Consider the following 23,957-nt stretch of genomic DNA (forward strand, 5'->3'; position numbering starts at 1 on the left):
GCGCGGCTGGCGATGTCTGGCGCAACCTGAATTGAAACTTTCGGTGGAACAACGTCCGGCAACAGAAGTTTGCCTTCAAACCAAACTCGAGCGGCGGCCGATGTCATTCTCTCCAAACCAGGGTGTGTTGAGCACCCCACCCCGGATCTATTATGTCAATCCACTCCTTCTTCAGGGCATCGACGCGTGGCGCGAGGTTTTCGACCATGCTGCGGATACCGGTTTCGATCGTGTGCTGACGGCACCTCTCTTCGATCGGGGCGGGGAGCGCAGTATCTTTGCCTTCCAAGATATGAATCGTCTCGATCCTCAATTGTCGCTCGGAAGCGCAGTCGAGGATGGGGTGGCACGCCTGGCGGAGGCCGCCCGCAAGAGCGGCGTCGCTCTGATGATGGATCTGATGCTCGACGGCAAGGCCCGGGATACCAAGGCAGGCTTTCGCCCTGTCGACCCGAGACGCTCACCATTGGATCCGGTGGAACCGATGACTGCGATGGAGGCGGAGTCTCAATCCCGGCTGTTGGAAGAATGGACTGAACGGCTGCAACAATTGGCCGGTCTCGGCCTCTCCGGCTACCGCGCGCTCGGGATTGATCGCATTGCGCCGGCGGTTTTCAAATCGCTGATTTCGGCGGTGCGTGAGAAGGCGGACGCGCAATTCCTCGCCTGGACGCCGGGCACTGATTTTGGGGCGAGGAGCGCGGTCCAGAATACAGGCTTCGACGGATGTTTTTCATCTATGGCCTGGTGGGATTTTGACGAGAGATGGTTCATCGAAGAACACCGGGTCCAGAAGCCGCTCGGCTGGCAGATCGCTTTTCCGGAGCCGCCATTCGGCAGGCGGATCGCGCACGGAACCCAGAGCCGCGAAATCCTCGAACGACGCGCCATCAGGGCGCTGCGCCTTGCCGCCTCGCTCGGCGGCGGACTGATGGTTCCGATGGGTTTCGAATATGGGGCCGCCGCGCCGCTCGATCCGACCCATGGGAACGGGACGGGCTTGCGGGCTCTGCGGCATGACCTTGCTTTCGACATCTCCTCCGAAATTCGCCTTGCGAACACCGAAATCTGCAAAGTCAGTTATGCGCCAGCCTCATCGCTGCGGCTCATCCGCAACGCCAACGGACCGGTCTCGGCGCTGCTGCAATCGGCGGCGGAAGACCTGCGCAGCGCCCAGGATGTGCGCTTCATCCTGCTCAACAGGGACCTTCGGAAAAGTGCGCCCGCTCCAGTGACTGCACTGCGCGAAGCGGCTTCCGGTTTTCTTCCGGTCGCAGCCGATGGTACGGCTCTGCGGTTGCGGGCAGGGGAGACCCTGGTGGTCGAATGCAAGGCGCCGGCGCCGATCACATCCCAGCCGATCCTCGACGTCGAGCAGGCGACGGCATCGCCGCGGCTCGCCATCGAAAACATCATGCCGCGGGTCGATGACGGGCGTTTTCCCGTCAAGCGGGTGGTCGGCGACATCCTCACCGTCGAGGCGGATATATTCGCCGATGGCCACGACCCGATCGCCGCGGTCCTGCTCTGGCGGCCGCTCGATGCGGCGGACTGGAACGAGACGGAGATGCAACTGGTCGAAAACGACCGCTGGCGCGCCGAATTCCTGCTGAAACGCACCGGACGTTATGAATTCGCCGTCGAGGCATGGAAGAACCCGTTTGCGATCTTTCGCTACGAACTGACGAAGAAGAACGATGCCAGGCTGGATCTGAAGCTCGAACTCCAGGAGGGGTTGAACCTGGTTCGCTCGGCTGCGACGCATGCAGTTGCCGCGCTCGGCGCCGAATTGAAGGCCCTCGTCAGCAGTCTCGAAAGCGCCTCAGATGCCGAGCGCACGGCGATCCTGCTCGATGCCCAAACATCAGAATTGATGAACAAGGCGGACAGGCGGCCGTTTCGGCTTCGCTCGACGGCAAGCGCCGTTGATGCCGAACGCAAGGAGGCTGCCTTTGCCAGCTGGTACCAGATCTTTCCGCGCTCGCAGAGCGGCGATCCGGATCGGCACGGCACCTTCGACGACGTCATCCCGAGATTGCCCGCCATCCGTGACATGGGCTTCGACGTGCTCTATTTCCCGCCCATTCATCCGATCGGTTCGACCAACCGGAAAGGCCGCAACAACAGCCTGAAAGCAGGGCCAGATGACCCCGGGAGCCCCTATGCCATCGGCTCCGAGGAGGGCGGCCATGATGCCATCCACCCCGAGCTCGGCGAGTTCGAGGATTTCCGCCGGCTGGTGGAGGAGGCAAGCCGGCACGGTCTGGAGATCGCTCTCGACCTGGCGATCCAGGCGTCGCCGGATCACCCCTGGCTGAAGGAGCATCCCGGCTGGTTCGACTGGCGTCCCGACGGCACGATCAAATACGCCGAAAACCCGCCGAAGAAATACGAGGACATCGTCAACGTCGATTTTTATACAAAAGATGCGCTGCCTTCACTATGGGTCGAGCTCAGGGATATCGTCCAGCTTTGGGTGGACCAGGGCGTCAAGCTGTTTCGCGTCGACAATCCGCACACCAAGCCCTTTCCGTTTTGGGAGTGGCTGATCGGCGATATCAGGGCTCGCCATCCCGATGTCGTCTTCCTCTCGGAAGCCTTCACCAAGCCGAAGGTCATGTACCGGCTGGCAAAGATCGGCTTCTCCCAGTCCTATACCTACTTCACCTGGCGCAATGCCAAGTGGGAGCTCGAGCAATATATGCGGGAGCTGACGGAGACGGCGCCGAAGGAATTCTTCCGCCCGCATTTCTTCGTCAACACCCATGATATCAATCCGGATTTCCTGCAGAACGCGCCGCGCCCGGCCTTCCTGATCCGCGCAGCACTTGCCGCTACCCTTTCGGGATTGTGGGGCGTCTATAACGGTTTCGAACTTTGCGAGGGGCGCCCCGATGCCAAGCGCAAGGAATATGCCGACAGCGAGAAATACGAAATCCGCGCCTGGGACTACGACCGGCCGGGCAATATCATCGCCGAAATCCGAACGCTCAATCGCATCCGGAACGAAAACACCGCGCTGCATTCGCATCTCGGGCTGACGCTGCTGAATGCGCGAAATGACAATATCCTGTTCTTCGAGAAGGCGAGCCGTGCCCGCGACAATGTCCTGCTCATCGCCATCAGCCTCGATCCCCACAATTTCCAGCAGAGCGACGTCGAGCTGCCACTCTGGCACTGGTCGCTCGGGGACGGCGGCACGCTGGATGCTGAAGATCTGATCGGCCGGCATCGTTTCAAGTGGACCGGCAAATGGCAGAGCATCAGTCTCAATCCTGAGGTCCTGCCCTATGCGATCTGGCGTATTTACTCAAGGGAGGCATGAATGGACTCGATGAATGCAGATAGCGTGCCGCAGCCGCTCTGGTACAAGGATGCGATCATCTACCAGCTGCACATCAAGTCGTTCTACGACGCCAATGGCGACGGGGTCGGCGACTTCGCCGGCCTGCACCAGAAGCTCGATCACATCGCAGCCCTCGGCGTCAATGCCATCTGGCTTTTACCTTTCTTTCCCTCTCCGCGCCGAGACGATGGCTACGACATCGCCGACTATGGCAGTGTCAGCTCTGATTACGGAACGGTGGAGGACTTCCGGGCTTTCGTCGACGCCGCCCACCAGCGCAATATCCGCGTCATCATCGAACTCGTCATCAATCACACCTCCGATCAGCATCCCTGGTTCCAGCGCGCGCGCCAGGCGCCGGCGGGATCGCCAGAGCGCGACTTCTACGTCTGGTCCGATACCGATCAGAAATTTCCGGAAACGCGGATCATTTTCATCGATACGGAAAAATCCAACTGGACATGGGACGCGGTCGCCGGCGCCTATTACTGGCACCGCTTCTATTCCCATCAGCCCGACCTCAATTTCGATAGCCCCCTTGTCATGGAGGAATTGCTGAGGGTGATGCGCTTCTGGCTGGAAACCGGCATCGACGGTTTTCGTCTCGACGCGATCCCCTACCTCGTCGAGCGCGAGGGGACGATCAACGAAAACCTGCCGGAAACCCACGCGATCCTCAAACGCATACGTGCCGCGCTCGATGCCACCCATCCCGGCGTGATGCTGCTTGCCGAGGCCAATCAATGGCCGGAGGACACACGCGAATATTTCGGAGAGGGTGACGAATGCCACATGGCCTTCCACTTCCCGCTGATGCCGCGCATGTATATGGCCATCGCCAAGGAGGACCGGTTTCCGATCACCGATATCCTGCGCCAGACGCCGGAAATTCCCGATAACTGCCAATGGGCGATCTTCCTTCGCAACCACGACGAGCTGACGCTCGAAATGGTGACCGACGCCGAGCGGGATTATCTCTGGGAGACCTATGCGTCCGACAAACGTGCCCGCATCAATCTCGGTATAAGGCGGCGCTTAGCGCCGTTGATGGAGCGCGACCGCCGGCGGATCGAGCTGATGAACGCGCTTCTTCTCTCGATGCCGGGAACGCCGGTGATCTATTATGGCGACGAGATCGGCATGGGCGACAATATCTATCTCGGCGACCGGGACGGGGTGAGGACGCCGATGCAATGGTCTCCGGACCGCAATGGCGGCTTCTCCAGGACCGACCCGGCGCGCCTCGTCCTGCCGCCGATTGCCGACCCGCTCTACGGTTTCGAGGCCGTCAACGTCGAGGCGCAGAGCACGGATGCCCACTCGCTGCTCAACTGGACGCGCAAGATGCTGGCGCTGCGCGGCAGGCATCCGGCTTTCGGGCGTGGCTCGCTGCGGTTCCTCTCGCCGGAGAACCGCAAGATCCTCGCTTATCTCCGGGAATATGACGGCGAGACGCTGATGTGTGTCGCAAACCTCTCGCGGCTGCCCCAGGCCGTCGAACTCGACCTGTCGAGTTTCGAGGGCCGCGTGCCGATCGAATTGACCGGCATGTCGCCCTTCCCACCGATCGGCCAGCTGACCTATCTGCTGACATTGCCGCCTTACGGCTTCTTCTGGTTCCAGCTGGCGGCCGATGCCGATCCGCCGGCATGGCGCACGGCACCCCCCGAACAGCTTCCCGATCTGGTGACGATGGTCATCCGCCGCGGCCTGCTCGATCTTGTCGATGAACCGGCGCATGCGCGCGTCCTCAGCACCGAAATCCTGCCTGCCTACCTCGCGAAGCGGCGGTGGTTCGGAGCAAAGGATCAGGCGCTTCAGGCAGCATGCCTGATCTCCGCAACGCCCATCCCCTTTGCCGACGGTATCGTTCTCGGCGAATTGGAAGCCGTGCTGCCGAACCACAGCGAATCCTACCAGCTGCCGCTGGCAGTCGCCTGGGACGATGCGCAGCCATCCGCGCTGACCCAGCAACTGGCGCTCGCACGGCTTCGCCAGGGCCGGCGCGTCGGCTTCCTGACAGACGGATTTGCTGTGGAAGCGATGGCGCGCGGCATCCTGCGCGGGCTTGCCGACCGCTCGCGCATCACCGGCCGTACCGGCACTCTCGAATTTCTCGGCACGGAGCGGCTCGACCGCCTCGCCGTTACCGACGATCTCGCGGTCCATTGGCTTTCGGCCGAGCAGTCCAATAGCTCGCTGATCGTCGGCGACGTCGCGATGATCAAACTGATCAGGCACATCTTTCCGGGAATTCATCCGGAGGTCGAGATGACGCGCTATCTCACCCGCGCCGGCTATGAACACACCGCACCCTTGCTCGGCGAGGTCGCGCATACCGATTCCGGCGGACGCCGTTCGACCTTGATCATCGTCCAGGGCGCGATCCGCAATCAGGGCGACGCCTGGAACTGGATGTTGAACAATCTGCGCCGTGGGGCAGACGAACTCGTGCTGAACGACCCGGCCGTCCAACCGGGCGATGACGTCTTTCGGCCGTTGATCAGCTTCGTCGCGATGGTCGGCCTCAGGCTCGGCGAGCTGCATGTCGTGCTCGCCGGGGATGCCGGGGACGAGGCCTTCAGCCCCGTTGTTGCCGGCGACAGCGAGGTCGAAGCGATAAAGAAGGCCGTTGCCGGCGAGGTCGCCTATGCCCTATCGAAGCTCGACGAACGCGCGGAGAATGCCGATCCCGCCATCGACCTGCTTGCGGCACCGCTTCTCGAGCGCCGCTCCGAACTCGTCGAACTCGCCGCGACGCTGGCGGAAAGCGCCCGTAATATGCTGATGACGCGCACGCATGGCGATTTTCATCTTGGCCAGATCCTCGTCAGCGAAGGCGATGCCGTCATCATCGACTTCGAGGGCGAGCCCGCGAAAAACCTGACCGAGCGCCGGGCCAAGACAAACCCGCTGCGCGATGTGGCCGGGCTTTTGAGATCGCTGAGCTATCTCGTGGCCACCGCCCAGCTCGATAACGACGCGGTCATCGAGCACGAGAACGAAGTCCGGCGCGAGGCGATCGCACGCTTCGGGCGCCATGCCGAGGAGGCCTTTCTCGATGCCTATTCGCAGGCGGTCTCCGTATCGAAGGAGCTTGACATGCCACCCGATCAAAGACGGAGGGTTCTCGATGCCTTTCTTCTCGAAAAGGCCGCCTATGAGATCGCTTATGAGGCCCGCAACAGGCCGAAATGGCTTCCGATCCCGCTATCCGGCTTTGCCGAGATCGTATCGAGTCTGGCGGGGGTCAAGGCATGAATGTTGAGCGCTCGGAACTCCTGGCGGGCATCGGACAGGATGCGCTATGGGCCTTGATCGAGGGGCGCCATGGCGATCCCTTTTCGATCCTCGGCCCCCACGAAAGCGGCGGCATGACGATCGTGCGGGTATATCTGCCTGGCGCGGAAGCGGTCGATCTCATCGAGGCGGCGAGCGGTCGGGTGGTGGCGCCGTTCAGCATCGCCCACCCGTCCGGCCTGTTTGCAGCGGCCGCCGCATCGAGGACAGGATACCGGCTGCGGATCACATGGCCGGATGCAGTGCAGATCACCGAGGATCCCTACAGTTTCGGCCTGCTGCTCGGAGAGCTCGACCTCCATCTGATATCGGAGGGCACCCACTATAGTCTGAGCCGGACGCTCGGCGCGGTGGCGATGTCGATCGAGGGTGTATCGGGCGTTCGTTTCGCCGTGTGGGCTCCGAATGCGCGCCGCGTCTCGGTCGTCGGCGACTTCAACGCCTGGGATGGGCGACGAAACCCGATGCGGCTGAGACAGTCGGCGGGCGTCTGGGAGCTGTTTATCCCCCGGCTGGCACCCGGCGAAAGATACAAGTTTGAGATCGTCGATGCTGAGGGGACCTGCCTGCCGCAGAAGGCCGATCCGGTGGCAAGGGCGAGTGAGGCCGCTCCGTCCACCGCCTCCATCGTCGCATCGTCGACGCCGTTTCGATGGACCGATGACGGCTGGATGAAGGGCCGGTCCCGGCAAGACAGGCTGGAAGGTGCGTTCTCGGTCTATGAGGTGCACGTCGGCTCCTGGCTTCGCGATCAAAAGGACGGCAACAGGTCGCTCGACTGGGTCGAACTCAGCCAGCGGCTGGTTCCCTATGTCAGCGACATGGGATTCACCCATATCGAGCTGCTTCCGATCATGGAGCATCCGTTCGGCGGCTCCTGGGGCTATCAGCCGCTCGGCCTGTTCGCTCCGACTGGCCGATATGGCACGCCTGAGGATTTCGCCTATTTCGTCGACCGGTGCCATGGCGCCGGGCTCGGCGTCATTCTCGACTGGGTGCCGGCCCATTTTCCCACCGACGTCTGGGGGCTTGCCCGCTTCGACGGCAGCGCGCTTTACGAGCACGAAGATCCGCGCGAAGGCTTTCACCGCGACTGGAACACGCTGATCTACAATCTCGGCCGCAACGAGGTGAAAGGGTTCCTGATCGCCAGCGCGCTGGAATGGCTGGAGCGCTACCATATCGACGGTTTGCGGGTCGACGCCGTTGCCTCGATGCTCTACCGCGACTACAGCCGCAATGAGGGCGAATGGATTCCCAACCAATATGGCGGTCGCGAGAATCTGGAAGCCGTCGAATTCTTCAAGCATCTGAACAGCATCATTCACGAGCGCTGCCCGCACGCGATGACGATCGCCGAAGAATCCACTGCCTGGCCAGGCGTAACAAAGCCACCGGAGCAAGGGGGGCTGGGCTTCGACATCAAATGGAACATGGGCTGGATGCATGACAGCCTGAGCTACATCAAGAAGGATCCGGTGTACCGGAGCTATCACCACGGCACGATGACCTTCGGCATGATCTATGCCTATTCCGAACGCTTCATTCTGCCAATTTCACATGACGAGGTCGTCTACGGAAAGGGCTCGCTGCTGACGAAGATGCCGGGCGACGAATGGGAGAAATTCGCCAATCTGCGCAGCTATCTCGCCTTCATGTGGGGCCATCCCGGCAAGAAGCTCTTGTTCATGGGGAGCGAAGTCGCCCAGCCTAGCGAATGGAACCATGACGGGTCGGTGACCTGGGATGTGCTGGACCGGCCTCAGCATGTGGGGATCCAGCGGCTGGTGAAGGATCTGAACGGCCTTTACGGGGACGAGCCGGCATTGCAGTTCGGCGACTTTCATCCCGAGGGTTTCGAATGGGCGGCAGCCGACGACGCCGTCAATTCCGCCCTCGGAATGCTCCGTTATGGGCCCGATCGCGCTTCGTCGGTGCTGGTCATGTCGAATTTCACGCCGGTGCCGCGTTACGGTTACAGGATCGGTGTGCCCAGCGACGGTGTGTGGATCGAGCGGATGACGACGGATGCGCGGGAATATGGCGGCTCGGGCCTGGTCAACGGCGCGGTGTCGACTGAACCCGTGCCCGCCCACGGCAGGTCCGTCTCCCTGTCGCTGACGCTGCCGCCGCTGTCGACGATCTTTCTGCAAGGGCCGTCGCCATGAGGCTTTAGCCCTTGCCTTTTCATTCGGTGTGCGGAGCCGGATGAATGAAAGGCCAAGGGCTCGCCTCGGATCCCTTCTCGATGGGAACCTCGATGAGAACAGGTTCGTCGAGAGATAGGGCTTCCTCGATCGCATCTTTCAATTCGCCAGGGCTCGTCACCTTGAATGCTCGAATGCCGAAGCTCTCGCCAAGCGCGACAAAGTCCGGATTGGTGAGCTCCGAGCCAAGATAACGGCCTTTATACGCCTGCTTCTGGTCACGCAGTACGTTGCCGTAGGCCGAATTGTTGAAGACGATGGCGATGACATTGATCTTATGCTGGACGGCGGTAGCAAGTTCCTGAACCCCGAACATGAAGCCACCATCGCCGGAAACTGAAATAACGGCCTTGTCGGGATTGGCGACTTTCACGCCCAAGGCCGTGTTGAAGCCGAAACCCAGATTGTCCTGATAACCGCATGTGACGTACTGACGAGGGGCATAGACCGGGAATGCAAATCGGGCGGTAAAGCCCATCTGGCAGATTTCCTCGACGAAGAAGCCGTCCCTTGGCAGGGCTTGGCGAATGGCATCGAGATAGGCGAGTTGCGGCTGCACTGCCGAGAAGCGAGACCTTGCCTTTTCGTTGAGTTCGGCAAATTCGCGCGTGCGATCCTTGCGGCTGGAACCTGCCAGCGCATCGAGCAGAGCCTGCGTTCCCTCCTTGGCATCCGAGACGATGCCGACATCGGGCTTGAGACGGACCATCTCGGTTGGATCGATATCGATGCGGATCACCTTGAGATCCTTGGGAAGCCACTTCCATCGCATGAACTGCAATTCCAGCCGGCTGCCGATCCCGATCAGAACATCAGTATTCTTCCAATATTCGTAGGCGGCGACGAAATTCAGGTAGTTGGGGTGATCGTCGGCGACGATGCCCTTGCCGGAGCGATGGGACGTGACGGGCGACTGCAGCAATTCCGCAAGAGCAGCGATTTCCGCTCCAGCATCCACTGCGCCGCCACCAACCATGATCATCGGGTTGCCGGCACCTGATATCAGTGCCGCCGCGGCAGCGACCTGATCAGGGTTGACGGCCGGATGAGGTGCTCTCGTGCCGACCGGCAGATCGGTTTCCGGGCCGAATTGCCCGAACACGTCCCATGGCGCTTCGACCGCTCCTGGACCCTGGCGGCCGGAGAGCATTTTGGCGACGACCCCGGCCGTGACAGGACCGGTTTCGGACTGGTGATTGATCCGCTCCGCCGTTTTCGTAATTCCGCGCATCGTCGCGAGCTGATCCGGCAGTTCGTGCAACTGTCCTCTGCCTTGACCGATCAGGTGGGACATGATGTTGCCGGTGATGCACAGCACCGGGGTATTGGCGCCGTAAGCGGTGCAGAGAGCTGCGCCGGAATTGAGGACGCCTGGGCCCGGAACGACGGTATAGGCGCCGATCTGGCCGGTGGACTTGGCATAGCCATAGGCCATGTAACCGGCGCCCTGCTCGTGCCTGGTGTGAATGAACCGAATTTTGTCACCGGCACCGTAGAGGGCATCGTTAAAATCATACATGTGGGCACCCGGGATGCCGAATACGGTGTCGATCCCATGGGCGACGAGTGAACGAGTCATCGCCTGACCGGTCGTTTCTTTCCCGCTCATTTCAGGCAGCCTTCGGCCCGGAGCGCCGCGACGATGACGCCGGCATCGGCCGGCTGCATGCCTGCAAGGTTCAGACGTCCGGAGTCGGCCATGTAGATGCCGTGTTTGGCGCGCAGGGCCGCGGCCGTTTCCCTAGACATGGAAAGATTGGAGAACAGGCCGCGTTGACGGCTGATGAAGGCGAGATCCGGCGCGGCGGCGGCGAGCGCCGCACGATTGCTGTTGACACGCTCGCACATCTCCTCGAGCTCAGCGCGCCACATGGCTGACATCTCTTCGCTTTCGAGAATGGTCCTGACGACCGCGGCTCCATGATCGGGCGGCATGGACCAGTTCACTCGAGCAAGTGCCGCCATGTTACTTTCGGCCTTACTGAGGGCATCCCCATTGCGGGCCATGACATAGAGCGCGCCGACACGCTCGCGATAAAGACCGAAATTCTTGTCGCAGGAATAGGCGATCAGCGCCTCATCGACCGCCTCGAGGATCAAGCGCGTTGGCGCGGCGTCCTGTTCGAGGTCGTCGCCGAGGCCTTGATAGGCGAGATCGATGAACGGTACCAGCCGATGCGCAACAAGAATCTCGGTAATCTGTCGCCACTGTTCCATGGTGAAATCGATGCCGGTCGGGTTGTGGCAGCAACCGTGAAGCAGCACGACGTCGCCTTCCCGAGCGGAAGACAAGGCGGCGACCACGCTTTCGAATTTCACCTGCTGCGACATCAGGTCAACGAAAGCGTACTCCTTTACCGGCAAGCGCGCTGAGCTGAGGATCGGCGCATGATTTGGCCAGCTTGGCGTCCCGAGCAGAACCTTTGCTGACGGATTTGCCGCTTGGATGAGCTCAGCGCCGAGACGCAGGGCGCCGCTTCCACCGGGTGTCTGAATGCCGACAAGGCGTTGAGCAAACTTCTGCGATTTTCCGAAGATGATGGGCTGCAGGAGGCGCACGAATTGCAGGTCACCTTCCGGGCCAAGATATTTCTTGCTGTCCTGGGTCTCCAGGAGAAGCTGCTCCGCTGCCTTTACAGCACGCATGACCGGCGTGCGTCCCATGGAGTCACGATAAACCCCAACCCCCAGGTCGATTTTCCCGGGGCGATCGTCGGCCTGGAAGGCCTTGATGAGTGCAAGCAGGCTGTCGGCTGGCCGACTGTTCAGTTCGCCAAACACAAGTCCACCTCGTTTCCGTAATTCTGGCTCGCAGACTAGCTGAACTTTCGCGACGAATTTCTGCGATTATCTCCCTGTAACGGCGCATCTATGCAGACAATCAGCGCGATATGGTTATAATGTGCAGAAATTCACCGTCCGAGGAGGGTGGCCATGCTTGACCCGTTCGATATCAAATTGCTCGCCGCTCTCCAGCAAAACAGCGAGCTCACGCAGAGCGAACTCTCTCAGAAGGTCAATCTCTCCGCGACCCAGTGCGCACGCCGTTTGGAAAGGCTGCGTAACGAGCAATATATCCAGAGTGTCGTCGCCATCCTCAATCCCGTGAAGCTGGGTTTCACTGTCGTCGCTCATACGCTCGTCAGCCTCAGAGCGCATACGGAAGGTGGAAACGAGCAGCTTCATCGTTTCATCGAGACCGCGCCGGAGATCCTGGAATGCTATTCGCAGACCGGTGACGCCGACTTTCTGATGAAGGTCATGACGCGCGACCTCGAACATCTCAGCCAATTTCTCGAAAGAATGATCCGGGTCACTGACAATCTGGCATCGGTGAAGTCAAGCATCGTCCTCAAGACACTGAAAAAGACGACCGCTTTGCCATTGCAGATCGTGAAGTGAGAGCTGCTCTCACCTGAGATAATGGATATGCGGACGCGAGTGATAGGGTGAGGCTTCGATGCGAGCTTCGACGGAGAAGACGTCGCGCAGAAGATCTTCGCTCAACACGTCCTGCGGCGGGCCGGAGGCGACGATCCTGCCCTGCTGCAGGATGATCAGCTCATCGCAGAACATAGCGGCATGGTTGAGATCGTGCAGGGCGACGATGCTGGTGATCGGCAGGCCGGAGACGAGCCGCATCAGGCCGATCTGGTGCTGGATATCGAGATGGTTTGTCGGCTCGTCTAGGATCAGTTCCTGAGGCGACTGGGCAAGCGCCCTGGCGATATGGGTGCGCTGCTTTTCACCGCCCGACAGGCTTTGCCAGCGATCGTCGCGTTTCTCCGCCATGCCGGCGCGCGCCAGCGCCTCTTCGACCGCCTCTTCGTCGGCCCGCGTCCAGCCCGAGAACATCGACCGGTGCGGAAACCTTCCGAGCTTGACGACGTCGACCACCTTCAGATTGGCATTCGTCGTGGCGTGCTGCTCGACGAAGGCGACCCGCCGGGCAATCGAGCGGCGGCTGATCGTGCTGATATCGCTGCGGTCGAGCGTGACGCGGCCGGAATGCGGCCGCTTCAGGCCGGCCAGAAGACGCAGCAGCGAGGTCTTGCCCGAGCCGTTCGGCCCGAGCAGGCCGAGCATCCTGCCCGGCGGCGCTTCCAGCGAAACGCCGTCGAGAATGGTTTTCCTGCCAATCTTCCAGGTGAGGTTGTCGGCCTTGATGCTCATGACACGCGCTGGAACCGGTAGAGGATAATTGAGAAGAAGGGAACGCCGACCAAGGCGGTGACGACGCCGATCGGCAGGATCTGGCCGGGAATGAGGGCACGTGCGGCGATGTCGGCGAATACCATGAAGATCGCCCCTGCGATGGCGCAGGCCGGCAGGAGACGAATGTGGAGCGGCCCGACGATGAAGCGGGCGACATGCGGCACGACGAGGCCGACGAAGCCGATCGAGCCCACCATGCTGACGATCGTCGCCGTCATCATCGCGGTCAGCGCGAAAAGTGCCATGCGGGCGCGCCCGACATTGACGCCGAGCGAGGATGCCGCTTCGTCGCCGAAAGCGAAGGCGTCGAGCACGCGGGCGTAGAACAGACAGGCGGCGAGGCCGAACCCGACGACGACCGAGACCAGCGCGAATTCCGGCCAGCGCACGCCGCCGAAACTGCCGAGCAGCCAGAACATGACGTCGCGGGCCTGCTGCGCATTGGCCGAGGTGGTGACGATATAGGAGGTCGTGGCGTTGAAAAGCTGTGAAGCGGCGACACCGGCAAGGATGGTGCGATCCGCTCCGCCGCGCGTGCCGTTCGACAGGAGGGCGACGAAAAAGAAGGCTGCGAAGGCGCCGGCAAACGCGCCGGCGGAAAGCGAGACCGCGCCCGAGCCGATCCCTAGGATGACAATCGCGACGGCGCCGGTAGAGGCGCCGGCGGAGATGCCGAGCACATAGGGTTCGGCAAGCGGGTTGCGCAGCAACGACTGCATGATGGCGCCCGACAGCGCCAGACCCGCGCCGCAGAAGGCGGCCACGACCGCCCGGCTGAGCCGATAATCCCAGATGACGGTCTCATGGATGCGGTTCAGTTCGACCGCGGTCCATCCCAGCCGGTTGGTGACGGCCGAAAACGTGGTTGCAAGCGGGATCGGCAGGTCGCCGATCCCGACGCTGACGCCGATGGCGATAGCGATGAGGCAGAAAGAGGCGAGGAGCAGTGCGAGGACGGCTCCCAGCTGCCGGAAGATACGGCCCGCTTCCGTCACTTCAACAGACCGAGAGCCTTCAGCTGGCCGGCCACCTGCTCAGCGCCGTAGACCGTGCGGACGGTCGGGTTCATGGCCTGGCCGTCCATGATCACGATCGCCTTGTTCTTGACGGCAGGGATCTGGCTGACGGCCGGATCGGTGTTCAGGAAATCGATCTTGGCCTCCGGCTTGTCGAGCTCCCAGCGGTTACGGTCGAGACTGGCGACGACGATGACGTCGGGATTGGAGGCGATGATGCCTTCCCAGCCGAGCGTCGGCCATTCCGCTTCCGCTGATATCGCATTGTGTCCGCCGAGCAGGTCGGCGATAAAGCCGGACGCGCTGTTCTTGCCGCCGAGATAGGCGTCGGCCGACGGGCTGGGGCTGGAGAACCAGAAGACGTAGGAAAGGTTCTTGCCGTCCTTCGAAACGCTGGAGCGAAGCTTGGCTTCGCGCGCCTTGAAGTCGGCGATCAGCGCCTGACCGCGATCAGCGACGTCGAAGATCTGCGAGAGTTCTTCGATCTCCTTGTAGAGAAGATCCATGTTCCACAGCTCGGCGCGGCTGCCGTACTGGTCCTGGACGTCCTTGGTGCTGAGGCAGGTGCTGGGCGAGAGATAGGTCGCGACGCCCACCTTGTCGAAATCCTCGCGCTTGGCGACCTTGCTGTTCGGCCCGACCAGGCTCGGCAGAGCCACCGCCACGAAATCGGGATTTTCGGCGAGGATCGATTCGAAGGTCGGCATCTCGACGGTCAGAAGCTTGACCTTGGCATTGGCTTCTGCAAGCTGCGGCAGGACCTTGCTCGGCCAGAAGGCCGTGCCGGCCATCTTGTCCTCGAGGCCGAGCAGCAGCAGGATTTCAGCGCTGTTTTGGCCGAGGCCGATCGCCCGTTCGGGCGCCTTCCGGAAAGTCACCTGAGCGCCGCAGTTTTCCAAGATCAGCGGGTAGGTCGTCGAACCGGCCAAAGACGGATTTGCGGCAAGGCCGATGATGGCGGAGAGGCCGCAGGCGGCCAGAAGCGATTTGAGGCTGGTCACGAAGAAATTCCCGGTGCGTGAGTATATCCGGCCGCCGTATAGCCTCAGAAACGGGCAGAAAACAAGACCAGACAAATCAACTTATCGCAAAATTGGCAGTGCATTGTTGCGGGGCAGCGTGCCATCGCTCATTGAACTGTAGCCGCGTTCGCCGTCTAAACAGGGCCGACCGGTGACAGCGACTTGCCGTAGACTTCGAGGATCGCGGCGATCTCCTTGAGGACGCCGGAGAGTGGAAGCGTGCCCTTTCTGTTGAACGCCATGTCGTCACGTTCGAAAAGGGCAAGGCAGATCTCGCTGGAATCGTGGCGCGACTGGTAGGCGAGACCGTCCGGCCGGTCGGCATGGTCCCAAAGCGCGTCGGTCCAAAGGCCGCATGGTTCGTAAGGGCCGGTGGAAATGGCATTATCGGTGCCGAGCGCCTGCAGGCCGGTTCCGTGCATGCGCACGATCCTCAGCGGTCTGATACAGCTGAGTTCACTAATGGCGCGGGTGGTGATTTCGGTCATCGACACCATCAACCGCTGGGGATTGCGCAGGATCGTTTCCGCAACCGCTCCCCTGCGGCTCATCCCGACATAGAGAATTCCGAAACGTCCGCTGGCGCTGTCGAAATGATTGGTGGCGGCAATCCCGGGGCCGGGTCCAAAGAAGATGGGATCGAGACGCGTCCGATGGACCCTATGGAGAACCTGCCCGGCCGAAATGAGGTCGATCGGCAATGGCGAATGGGCGAGCCAAGGGGTCGGGGGCGGTGCACCTCCCGACGGCCCTCTGCCTGCATTTGCCGGCATCAGGCAAAGCCGTCGGAGGTTTCAATCCAGATCAGACGCCGGACTGCTTCACGATCACCGTCGCGGAGCGCCTGCAGGGCTGTCCGACCACCGAGAACCGTATCGGCAGCGAGCAGAAAATCCAATGCGATCCAGGGACCGGCGGCGGCAAAACCACGCACGACGTCGGAAATCCCCCCGATCACCTCACCTTGATCCAGCTGGCAGAGCGGATAGCGCCAGTCGCTGCCCTCGCGTACGGCAAGCAGCGTGCCAGCCCGCCGCCTCTTGTCGACGGCTTGTCTGCTGATGCCGAGGATCCGTCAGGCGTCTTCGGCTGACATCGTCCCGCCGGCCCGTTCGACGAGATTTTGCCGATGCTCGACGTTGCGAGCCAGTGCTGGAACCAGCGGATCGAGATCGTTTATCGCCGAGCCCACCATATCCGAGCGGCTGAGAAGCTGCGCCAACGATCCGGCGTCGGTCGGGGCTGAAAGCGCATCGGCCAGGTCCTTTGCCGGCACATTCGCCGAAATGCGCTCCAGCGCCGATGTCGCACGTCGAAGAAACGCGGTCCTGATGGAATTCGGCTCTTCCTGCACTGTGACGGGACCGGATGCGTGGCGGGCCATTGAGCGGCTCCTCGGTTGACAAGGTATTTGTATAGTTATGATGGTATGAAGTCAGCCAAGGGCAGGTGCCCGAAGCGAACTCGCCCCGATGTCGACAGCATCAGGGTAAGCCTTCGAATATGTTCAGCTCAGCCTTCCCACGAGCTTGGCATAGTCTGAAAATGTCAACCGTTCGCCTTTCCTGCCTGCCTCCTCGGCGAGCTGCAGCACACGAATGGGGAACAGGATCGCGGCGCGGTTGGCATCCGACAGTTCGTGGTCGTCATCCTCTTCGACTGCCTTCTTGGCTTTCGAGAGCGCGGCATTGAGTTCCTCGCTGGTAAGCAGTTCCTTCTCGACGATCGCATCGCATATCGACGCCATCGCCATGATCAGGCCCTTGAGCTGGAGGTTGGCCGTATTCATGAGAACTCCGAGAAAAAACGAGGGGATCTGCGACGATGGCGCTCCGGCGCATCGCCGATAGCGCCGCAGACACATTGCTACGTCAGTCCGATTGAACTGGCCGGATCGTGTCGACGGCGACGGCACCGTCGACGATCCCGCGCGTGACATCGCGCCTGTTCCGATCGATCTCGATGACGGTGTAGAGCTTGTCGTCCCGAAAGGCGCTGGCATTGACCGTCGTCACATCCTCGGCGGGAGCTGCATCCACTTCCATGAAGTCGAGCTCGCCCGCCGCTGCGACGATCCTGGCGTCACCCGGCGTTCTGGCGGCGACGACGACGGTACCATGTCCGGGGGAATTGTCCCATCGCGGATCGTCGGGTTCGGCGATCGGCTCCAGCCGATAGATGTTGAGCATCTCGCCGCCGGCGTCGGGCGAAGCTTGCGCAGCCGCGTCCTCGATTTGCGCCTGGCTCTCGACCGACTTTCCGAAAGTGGTCCGGCTGGTCGCGTTGTTGATCTCTTCCTTGCCTGTCCTTGAGACGTTCGACATGTCGCTCTCCATTGTCAGGACGGAAACGACAGCCGGCAGCAAAGTGTTCCCCGCGCACGAAAAACCGCAAATTCCGCCGAGACGGTTTCCGGCGAGCATTTCCGATATCTGCAACTATCAGGCTCATTTTGGGCGGTGAATCATGTTAGGGTGGACGCGGGATGGCCCATACCATTTTCTGAGTTGAGCGCTAAATTACCGATCGTCGAAGAGGGGGATTTTCGTGAGCAACCAAACCAGCGAATTCGCGCGCGACAGCGTTGCGGTAGACAGCCTCAATGGGCACGACCCAAAAACAATGGCGTTCGACGACGCCAGCGCGCTTCTGGAAGTCCTTGTCGCGGTCCGGCGCGGCGACTTTTCCGTACGGATGCGGTCCGACCTGACGGGTCTCACCGGCAAGGTCGCCGATGCCCTCAACGACATCATCGCCGCCAATCAGCGCATGGCCCAGCAGCTCGAGCATGTCGGGCAGGTGGTCGGCCGGGACGGGCGAACGAGCACACGCGTACGCTTCGGCCTGTCGGACGGCTCCTGGTCCGAAATGGAAGGATCGATCAACGGTCTGATCGACGATCTCCTATGGCCGACGACCGCCGTCACGCGCACAATCACAGCGGTCGCCAAGGGAGATCTCTTGCAGACCGTGCCGCTGGATGTCGACGGGCGGCCGCTCAAAGGCGAGTTCCTGCGCTCGGCCGATATCGTCAATACGATGATCAAGCAGCTGAGCGTCTTCACATCGGAAGTGACACGCGTCGCCCGCGAGGTTGGCACGGACGGAAAACTCGGCGGACAGGCGCAGGTTCCGGAAGTGACGGGCGTCTGGAAGGACCTCACCGAAAGCGTGAACTCGATGGCATCGAACCTGACGGCGCAGGTGCGCAACATCGCCGACGTCACGATTGCCGTTGCGAACGGCGACCTTTCCAAGAAGATCACCGTCGATGTACGCGGCGAAATCCTGCAGCTCAAGGAGGCGATCAACACCATGGTCGACCAGCTGAGGTCCTTCGCCTCGGAAGTGACTCGTGTTGCCCGCGAGGTCGGCACCGAAGGCAAACTCGGCGGACAGGCGCTGGTGCCTGGCGTTGCCGGCACCTGGAAGGACCTGACCGACAGCGTCAACGCCATGTGCGGCAACCTGACGGCGCAGGTCCGCAACATTGCCCAGGTGACCACGGCCGTGGCGCGCGGCGACCTGTCGCGCAAGATCACCGTCGACGTCTCGGGCGAAATCCTCGAGCTGAAGGAGACCATCAACACGATGGTCGACCAACTGAACGGCTTTGCCGGCGAGGTGACGCGCGTGGCGCGTGAAGTCGGCACCGAAGGTCGGCTCGGTGGCCAGGCGCAGGTGCCAGGCGTCGCCGGCACCTGGAAGGACCTCACTGATAACGTCAATTCCATGGCCTCGAACCTGACCGCGCAGGTGCGCAACATTGCCGAGGTCTCGACTGCGATCGCCAATGGCGACCTGTCGAAGAAGATCACGGTGACAGTGTCGGGTGAAATCCTCGAGCTGAAGGAGACGATCAACACGATGGTCGATCAGCTGAACGCCTTCGCTTCAGAAGTGACGCGCGTGGCCCGCGAAGTGGGCACCGAAGGACGGCTCGGCGGCCAGGCCAATGTGCGCGGCGTCGCCGGCACCTGGAAGGATCTGACCGAAAACGTCAATTCGATGGCCGGCAACCTGACGGCGCAGGTCCGCAATATCGCGGACGTCTCGACCGCCATTGCCAATGGCGACCTGTCGAAGAAGATCACCGTCGACGTGAAGGGCGAAATCCTCGAACTGAAAGAAACCATCAACACGATGGTGGACCAGTTGAACGCGTTTGCTTCGGAAGTGACCCGTGTTGCCCGCGAAGTCGGAACGGAGGGCCGGCTCGGCGGCCAAGCTAATGTGCGCGGCGTTGCCGGCACCTGGAAGGACCTGACCGACAGCGTCAACTCCATGGCCTCCAACCTGACCGGGCAGGTGCGCAACATCGCCGAAGTCGCGACCGCCGTCGCCCAAGGAGACCTTTCCAAGAAGATCACCGTCACCGTGTCGGGGGAAATCCTCGAACTGAAAGAGACCATCAACACGATGGTCGATCAGTTGAACGGCTTTGCCGGCGAGGTGACGCGCGTGGCGCGCGAGGTCGGCACCGAAGGGCGGCTCGGCGGCCAGGCGAACGTGCTCGGCGTCGCTGGCACCTGGAAGGACCTGACCGACAGCGTCAATTCCATGGCGGGCAACCTGACGGCGCAGGTGCGCAACATCGCCGAAGTTTCGACCGCGATCGCCAATGGCGACCTGTCGAAGAAAATCACGGTTTCGGTCTCGGGGGAAATCCTTGAGCTCAAGGAAACGCTGAACACCATGGTCGATCAGCTGAACCGCTTCGCTTCCGAAGTCACGCGCGTCGCGCGCGAAGTCGGCACCGAGGGCAAGCTCGGCGGCCAGGCGCAGGTGCCGGGTGTTGCAGGCACCTGGAAGGACCTCACTGAAAACGTCAACTCCATGGCCTCCAACCTCACCGGTCAGGTCAGAAACATCGCCGAAGTCACCACGGCCGTGGCGCGCGGCGACCTGTCGCGCAAGATCACCGTCGACGTGAAGGGGGAAATCCTCGAACTGAAGAACACCATCAATACGATGGTGGACCAGCTCAACGCCTTTGCCGGTGAAGTGACGCGCGTCGCCCGCGAAGTCGGCACCGAAGGCAAGCTCGGCGGCCAGGCGCAGGTGCCTGGTGTCGCCGGCACCTGGAAGGACTTGACCGACAGCGTCAACTCCATGGCCGGCAACCTGACGGCGCAGGTGCGCAACATCGCCGAGGTGGCCACCGCGATCGCCAACGGTGACCTGTCGCGCAAGATCACGGTCGACGTGCGCGGGGAAATCCTGCTCTTGAAGGATACGCTGAATACCATGGTCGATCAGCTTCGCTCCTTTGCCGGCGAAGTGACGCGTGTCGCCCGCGAAGTCGGGACCGATGGCAGGCTCGGCGGCCAGGCCGTCGTTCCCGGTGTCGCCGGCACCTGGAAGGACCTTACAGATAACGTCAACCTGCTCGCCGCCAATCTGACGACCCAGGTTCGAAACATCGCCGAAGTCACGACGGCCGTGGCGCGCGGCGACCTGTCGCGCAAGATCACCGTCGACGTGAAGGGGGAAATCCTCGAACTGAAGAACACCATCAACACGATGGTGGACCAGCTCAACGCCTTTGCCGGCGAAGTGACGCGCGTCGCCCGCGAAGTCGGCACCGAAGGCAAGCTCGGCGGCCAGGCGCAGGTGCCTGGTGTTGCCGGCACATGGAAGGACCTGACCGACACCGTCAACGTCATGGCCGCCAACCTGACCGAACAGGTCCGCGGCATCGTCAAGGTGGTGACGGCGGTGGCGAACGGCGACCTCAAGCAGAATCTCACCGTCGCATCGAAGGGTGAGGTGGCCGCCCTTGCCGAAACCATCAACAACATGACCAACACGCTCGCGACCTTTGCCGACCAGGTGACCACGGTTGCGCGTGAGGTGGGCGTGGAAGGCCGCCTCGGCGGTCAGGCGAATGTTCCAGGCACCGCGGGAACCTGGAAGGATTTGACTGGCAACGTCAACCTGCTTGCGGCCAACCTGACGACGCAGGTGCGCGCCATCGCCGAGGTGGCGACCGCCGTCACCAAGGGCGACCTGACGCGCTCGATCAAGGTCGACGCGCGCGGTGAAGTGGCCGAGCTCAAGGACAACATCAACACGATGATCGACAACCTCAGGCTCACCACCGAGCGCAACACCGAGCAGGACTGGCTGAAGACCAACCTTGCGCGCTTCACCAACATGCTGCAGGGGCAGCGCGATCTGACGCTGGTCGGCAAGATGCTGCTGTCGGAGCTGGCGCCGCTGGTTGGCGCCCATCAAGGGGTCATCTACCAGGTGGATGCCGACGAGCGGCAGCCGGTCCTGTCGCTGCTGTCCGTCTACGCGAAAGGCGGCGAGGCGGCGCACCCGGCCCGGCTCGAATTCGGCCAGGGACTTGTCGGCCAGTGCGCCAGCGACGCCCGCCGCATCCTGGTGACCGACCTTCCCGACAACGTCGTTCCGATAAGCTCCGGCGTGTTCACGACCCTGCCGAGAAGCGCCATCGTGCTGCCGGTGCATTTCGAGGGGCAGGTGAAGGCGGTGATCGAGCTTGCCTCCGTAGGCGAATTCACCGAATTGCAGCTGTCCTTCCTCGACCAGTTGACGACATCGATTGGCATCGTCCTCAACTCGATCGAAGCGACCATGCAGACCGAAGGCCTGCTCAAACAGTCCCAGCAGCTCGCCGCCGAGCTTCAGACGCAGCAGCGCGAGTTGCAGCAGACCAACGAGCAGCTCGGGCAGAAGGCGCAGCAGCTGGAGGAGCGCAACGTCGAAGTCGAGGCGAAGAACCAGGAGATCGAGCAGGCCCGGCGCGCGCTGGAAGAAAAGGCAACCGAGCTGGCGCTGACATCGAAGTACAAATCCGAATTCCTCGCCAACATGTCGCACGAGCTGCGCACGCCTTTGAATTCAATCCTCATTCTCGGCCAGCAGCTGGGGGAAAACCCGGATGGCAACCTCTCGGGCAAACAGGTCGAGTTTGCAAAGACCATCCATGGCGCGGGCACCGATCTGCTGAACCTGATCAGCGACATCCTCGACCTGTCGAAGATCGAGTCCGGAACGGTCTCGGTCGATGCCGAGGAGATCTCCGTCAGCAGCCTGCTCGAAGTCATGGCCCGGCCGTTCCGGCATGAAGCCGAAAATCGCAACCTGTCGTTTGCGGTCGAGGTTGGCGCCGATATCACCAAGAGCATCATCACGGATTCGAAGCGCCTGCAGCAGATCCTCAAGAACCTGCTGTCGAACGCCTTCAAATTCACCGCACAGGGCGGTGTGACGCTTCGCGTCGCATCGGCAACGAGCGGCTGGTCGTCCGACCATCCCTCGCTCAAACACGCGCCTTCGGTCATCGCCTTCGAAGTCGTCGATACCGGCATCGGCATACCACCTGAAAAGCAGCGCATCATTTTCGAGGCGTTCCAGCAGGCGGATGCCTCGACAAGCCGCAAATATGGCGGCACCGGCCTTGGCCTGGCGATCAGCCGCGAACTGGCAAACCTGCTCGGTGGCGAGATCCAGTTGCGCAGCACCCCTGGTGTCGGCAGCACCTTCGTTCTCTACCTGCCGCTCACCTATGTCGGCGCCGGCGCGGTTGCGCCGAAAGCCGTTCCGCCGGCAAATGTCGTGGAATTCGCCGAGGCGGCAGCAAACCGCCGCGCCGAAAAGCCGGCTGAACATGTCGAAGACGATCGCCATCAGATAGCGGCCGGCGACTCGGTGCTGCTCGTCGTCGAGGACGATGCGCATTACGCCCGCGTCCTGGTGGATCTTGCCCGCGACAATGGATTCAAGGTTCTGGTGGCGATGCGCGGCAGCGATGCGCTCGCACTCGCGCAGGACTACAGGCCGGCGGCGATCTCGCTCGACATCTTTCTGCCCGACATGCTCGGCTGGACGGTGCTGAGCCAGCTCAAGCAGAATCCGCAGACGCGGCATATTCCGGTCCAGATCATCAGCCTCGACGAGGATCGTCAGCACGGGCTGACCCGCGGCGCCTTCGCCTTCATGAGCAAGCCGACGACGCCGGAAGGCCTCGGCAAGGCACTGTCGCGATTGAAGGCCTATGCACAACCGCGCCGCAAGCATCTGCTGCTCGTGGAAGACAACGAAGCCGAGCGTCTGAGTGTCACCGCCCTTCTCGGACATGACGACATCGACATCACCAGCGTCGGCTCCGGATCCGATGCTCTCGCCGCCCTTCGGCAGAATTCCACCGACTGCGTGGTGCTCGACCTTTCCCTTCCCGACATGTCCGGCTTCGACGTGCTGGAGCAGATACGCGACGACGCCGAGATCGGCGAGGTGCCGGTGGTCGTGTTCACCGGCCGGGAGCTTTCCGCCGAGGAAGACGCGGCGCTGCACAGCATGGCGCGCAGCGTCGTGGTGAAGGGGGTGGAGTCGCCCGAACGTCTCCTGGATGAGACGGCCCTGTTCCTGCACCGGGTGGTCGCCGACCTGCCGGCCGCAAAGCAGGCGACGCTGCAAGAACTGCACAGCTCGGACGAGGATCTGGTCGGCGAGACCGTGCTGCTCGTCGACGACGACGCCCGCAACATCTTCGCGCTGAGCAGCGTTCTCGAACGCCGGGGAATGAGAGTCCTGACCGCGACGACCGGCAGTGAAGCCATCGACGTCATCAACAACGAACCCTCTGTGGCGATCGTGCTGATGGACATCATGATGCCTGGAATGGACGGCTACGAGACGATGCAGGTCATCCGTTCGGAGCCCCGGTTCCGGCGGTTGCCGATCGTGGCGCTAACGGCGAAGGCAATGAAGGGCGACCGCGAGAAATGCCTGGAAGCGGGCGCGTCCGACTATCTGGCGAAGCCGGTCAATACCGAACAGCTTCTGTCGGCTCTTCGCATGTGGCTGCATCGCTGAGGAT

General features: G+C 62.0%; 13 protein-coding genes and 1 pseudogene. 5 read left to right on the forward strand and 9 right to left on the reverse strand.

Features of this window, described 5'->3' with window-relative positions:
* Positions 1–100: 100 nt before the first annotated feature.
* From RWJ89_RS02230 to glgB, 3 genes are read left to right on the forward strand one after another with little or no spacing between them, the layout of a single operon-like run.
* Positions 101–3,325 carry an alpha-1,4-glucan--maltose-1-phosphate maltosyltransferase gene (locus RWJ89_RS02230; protein ID WP_316030499.1) on the forward strand — a complete coding sequence of 1,075 codons (3,225 nt, stop codon included), beginning with the start codon at positions 101–103 and terminating at the stop codon, positions 3,323–3,325.
* Positions 3,326–6,607: a maltose alpha-D-glucosyltransferase gene (gene treS, locus RWJ89_RS02235; RefSeq protein ID WP_316030500.1), complete on the forward strand. Its 3,282-nt coding sequence runs from the start codon at positions 3,326–3,328 to the stop codon at positions 6,605–6,607.
* Positions 6,604–8,814 (forward strand): 1,4-alpha-glucan branching protein GlgB, encoded by a 2,211-nt coding sequence (gene glgB, locus RWJ89_RS02240; RefSeq protein WP_316030501.1) that lies wholly within the window; start codon positions 6,604–6,606, stop codon positions 8,812–8,814. The genes treS and glgB overlap by 4 nt, the downstream gene beginning before the upstream one ends.
* Before the next feature lie 19 nt (positions 8,815–8,833).
* Here the strand turns inward: glgB and RWJ89_RS02245 are convergent, their stop codons facing one another.
* The gene (locus tag RWJ89_RS02245; RefSeq protein WP_316030502.1) at positions 8,834–10,462 is read right to left on the reverse strand and encodes a thiamine pyrophosphate-dependent enzyme; all 1,629 of its coding nucleotides are present in this window, start codon (positions 10,460–10,462) and stop codon (positions 8,834–8,836) included.
* Positions 10,459–11,634, reverse strand: a complete 1,176-nt coding sequence (locus RWJ89_RS02250; protein ID WP_316030503.1) for an amino acid aminotransferase — start codon at positions 11,632–11,634, stop codon at positions 10,459–10,461. The genes RWJ89_RS02245 and RWJ89_RS02250 overlap by 4 nt, the downstream gene beginning before the upstream one ends.
* Before the next feature lie 153 nt (positions 11,635–11,787).
* Between RWJ89_RS02250 and RWJ89_RS02255 the strand changes: the two genes are divergently transcribed.
* Complete coding sequence (locus RWJ89_RS02255) at positions 11,788–12,255, forward strand: Lrp/AsnC family transcriptional regulator (RefSeq protein WP_168267218.1); 468 nt, start codon at positions 11,788–11,790, stop codon at positions 12,253–12,255.
* Positions 12,256–12,264: 9 nt separating this feature from the next.
* Here the strand turns inward: RWJ89_RS02255 and RWJ89_RS02260 are convergent, their stop codons facing one another.
* The 7 genes and pseudogenes from RWJ89_RS02260 to RWJ89_RS02290 all read right to left on the reverse strand — a co-directional run bounded on the left by RWJ89_RS02260 (position 12,265) and on the right by RWJ89_RS02290 (position 17,442).
* Complete coding sequence (locus RWJ89_RS02260) at positions 12,265–13,026, reverse strand: ABC transporter ATP-binding protein (RefSeq protein WP_221946431.1); 762 nt, start codon at positions 13,024–13,026, stop codon at positions 12,265–12,267.
* Complete coding sequence (locus tag RWJ89_RS02265; RefSeq protein ID WP_316030504.1) at positions 13,023–14,063, reverse strand: FecCD family ABC transporter permease; 1,041 nt, start codon at positions 14,061–14,063, stop codon at positions 13,023–13,025. Before RWJ89_RS02265 ends, RWJ89_RS02260 begins: the two co-directional genes overlap by 4 nt.
* On the reverse strand, positions 14,060–15,085 hold the full coding sequence (locus RWJ89_RS02270; RefSeq protein WP_316030505.1) for an ABC transporter substrate-binding protein: 1,026 nt from the start codon (positions 15,083–15,085) through the stop codon (positions 14,060–14,062). Before RWJ89_RS02270 ends, RWJ89_RS02265 begins: the two co-directional genes overlap by 4 nt.
* A gap of 155 nt (positions 15,086–15,240) precedes the next feature.
* A complete protein-coding gene (locus RWJ89_RS02275) occupies positions 15,241–15,879 on the reverse strand; it encodes an RES family NAD+ phosphorylase (protein ID WP_316030506.1) in 639 nt (212 codons plus the stop codon).
* Positions 15,879–16,490, reverse strand: a pseudogene (locus RWJ89_RS02280) (helix-turn-helix domain-containing protein). The gene RWJ89_RS02275 and the pseudogene RWJ89_RS02280 overlap by 1 nt, the downstream one beginning before the upstream one ends.
* A 123-nt stretch (positions 16,491–16,613) precedes the next feature.
* On the reverse strand, positions 16,614–16,895 hold the full coding sequence (locus tag RWJ89_RS02285; protein ID WP_221946427.1) for a hypothetical protein: 282 nt from the start codon (positions 16,893–16,895) through the stop codon (positions 16,614–16,616).
* An 82-nt stretch (positions 16,896–16,977) separates the two neighbouring features.
* Positions 16,978–17,442, reverse strand: a complete 465-nt coding sequence (locus RWJ89_RS02290) for a hypothetical protein (RefSeq protein WP_221946505.1) — start codon at positions 17,440–17,442, stop codon at positions 16,978–16,980.
* Positions 17,443–17,653: 211 nt separating this feature from the next.
* On the opposite strand from RWJ89_RS02290, the gene RWJ89_RS02295 reads away from it, so the two are divergent.
* Complete coding sequence (locus tag RWJ89_RS02295) at positions 17,654–23,953, forward strand: HAMP domain-containing protein (protein WP_316030507.1); 6,300 nt, start codon at positions 17,654–17,656, stop codon at positions 23,951–23,953.
* Positions 23,954–23,957: the final 4 nt, after the last annotated feature.

The organism is Rhizobium sp. 10PS4 (genome assembly GCF_032464805.1).
Lineage (GTDB): Bacteria > Pseudomonadota > Alphaproteobacteria > Rhizobiales > Rhizobiaceae > Rhizobium > Rhizobium laguerreae.

Bases quoted from the DNA above. Each gene is read 5' to 3' on its own strand.
- RWJ89_RS02230 (WP_316030499.1), top strand. From the start codon at position 101: ATGTCATTCTCTCCAAACCAGGGTGTGTTGAGCACCCCACCCCGGATC.
- treS (WP_316030500.1), top strand. From the start codon at position 3,326: ATGGACTCGATGAATGCAGATAGCGTGCCGCAGCCGCTCTGGTACAAG.
- glgB (WP_316030501.1), top strand. From the start codon at position 6,604: ATGAATGTTGAGCGCTCGGAACTCCTGGCGGGCATCGGACAGGATGCG.
- RWJ89_RS02245 (WP_316030502.1), bottom strand. From the start codon at position 10,462: ATGAGCGGGAAAGAAACGACCGGTCAGGCGATGACTCGTTCACTCGTC.
- RWJ89_RS02255 (WP_168267218.1), top strand. From the start codon at position 11,788: ATGCTTGACCCGTTCGATATCAAATTGCTCGCCGCTCTCCAGCAAAAC.
- RWJ89_RS02260 (WP_221946431.1), bottom strand. From the start codon at position 13,026: ATGAGCATCAAGGCCGACAACCTCACCTGGAAGATTGGCAGGAAAACC.
- RWJ89_RS02275 (WP_316030506.1), bottom strand. From the start codon at position 15,879: ATGCCGGCAAATGCAGGCAGAGGGCCGTCGGGAGGTGCACCGCCCCCG.
- RWJ89_RS02285 (WP_221946427.1), bottom strand. From the start codon at position 16,895: ATGAATACGGCCAACCTCCAGCTCAAGGGCCTGATCATGGCGATGGCG.
- RWJ89_RS02290 (WP_221946505.1), bottom strand. From the start codon at position 17,442: ATGGAGAGCGACATGTCGAACGTCTCAAGGACAGGCAAGGAAGAGATC.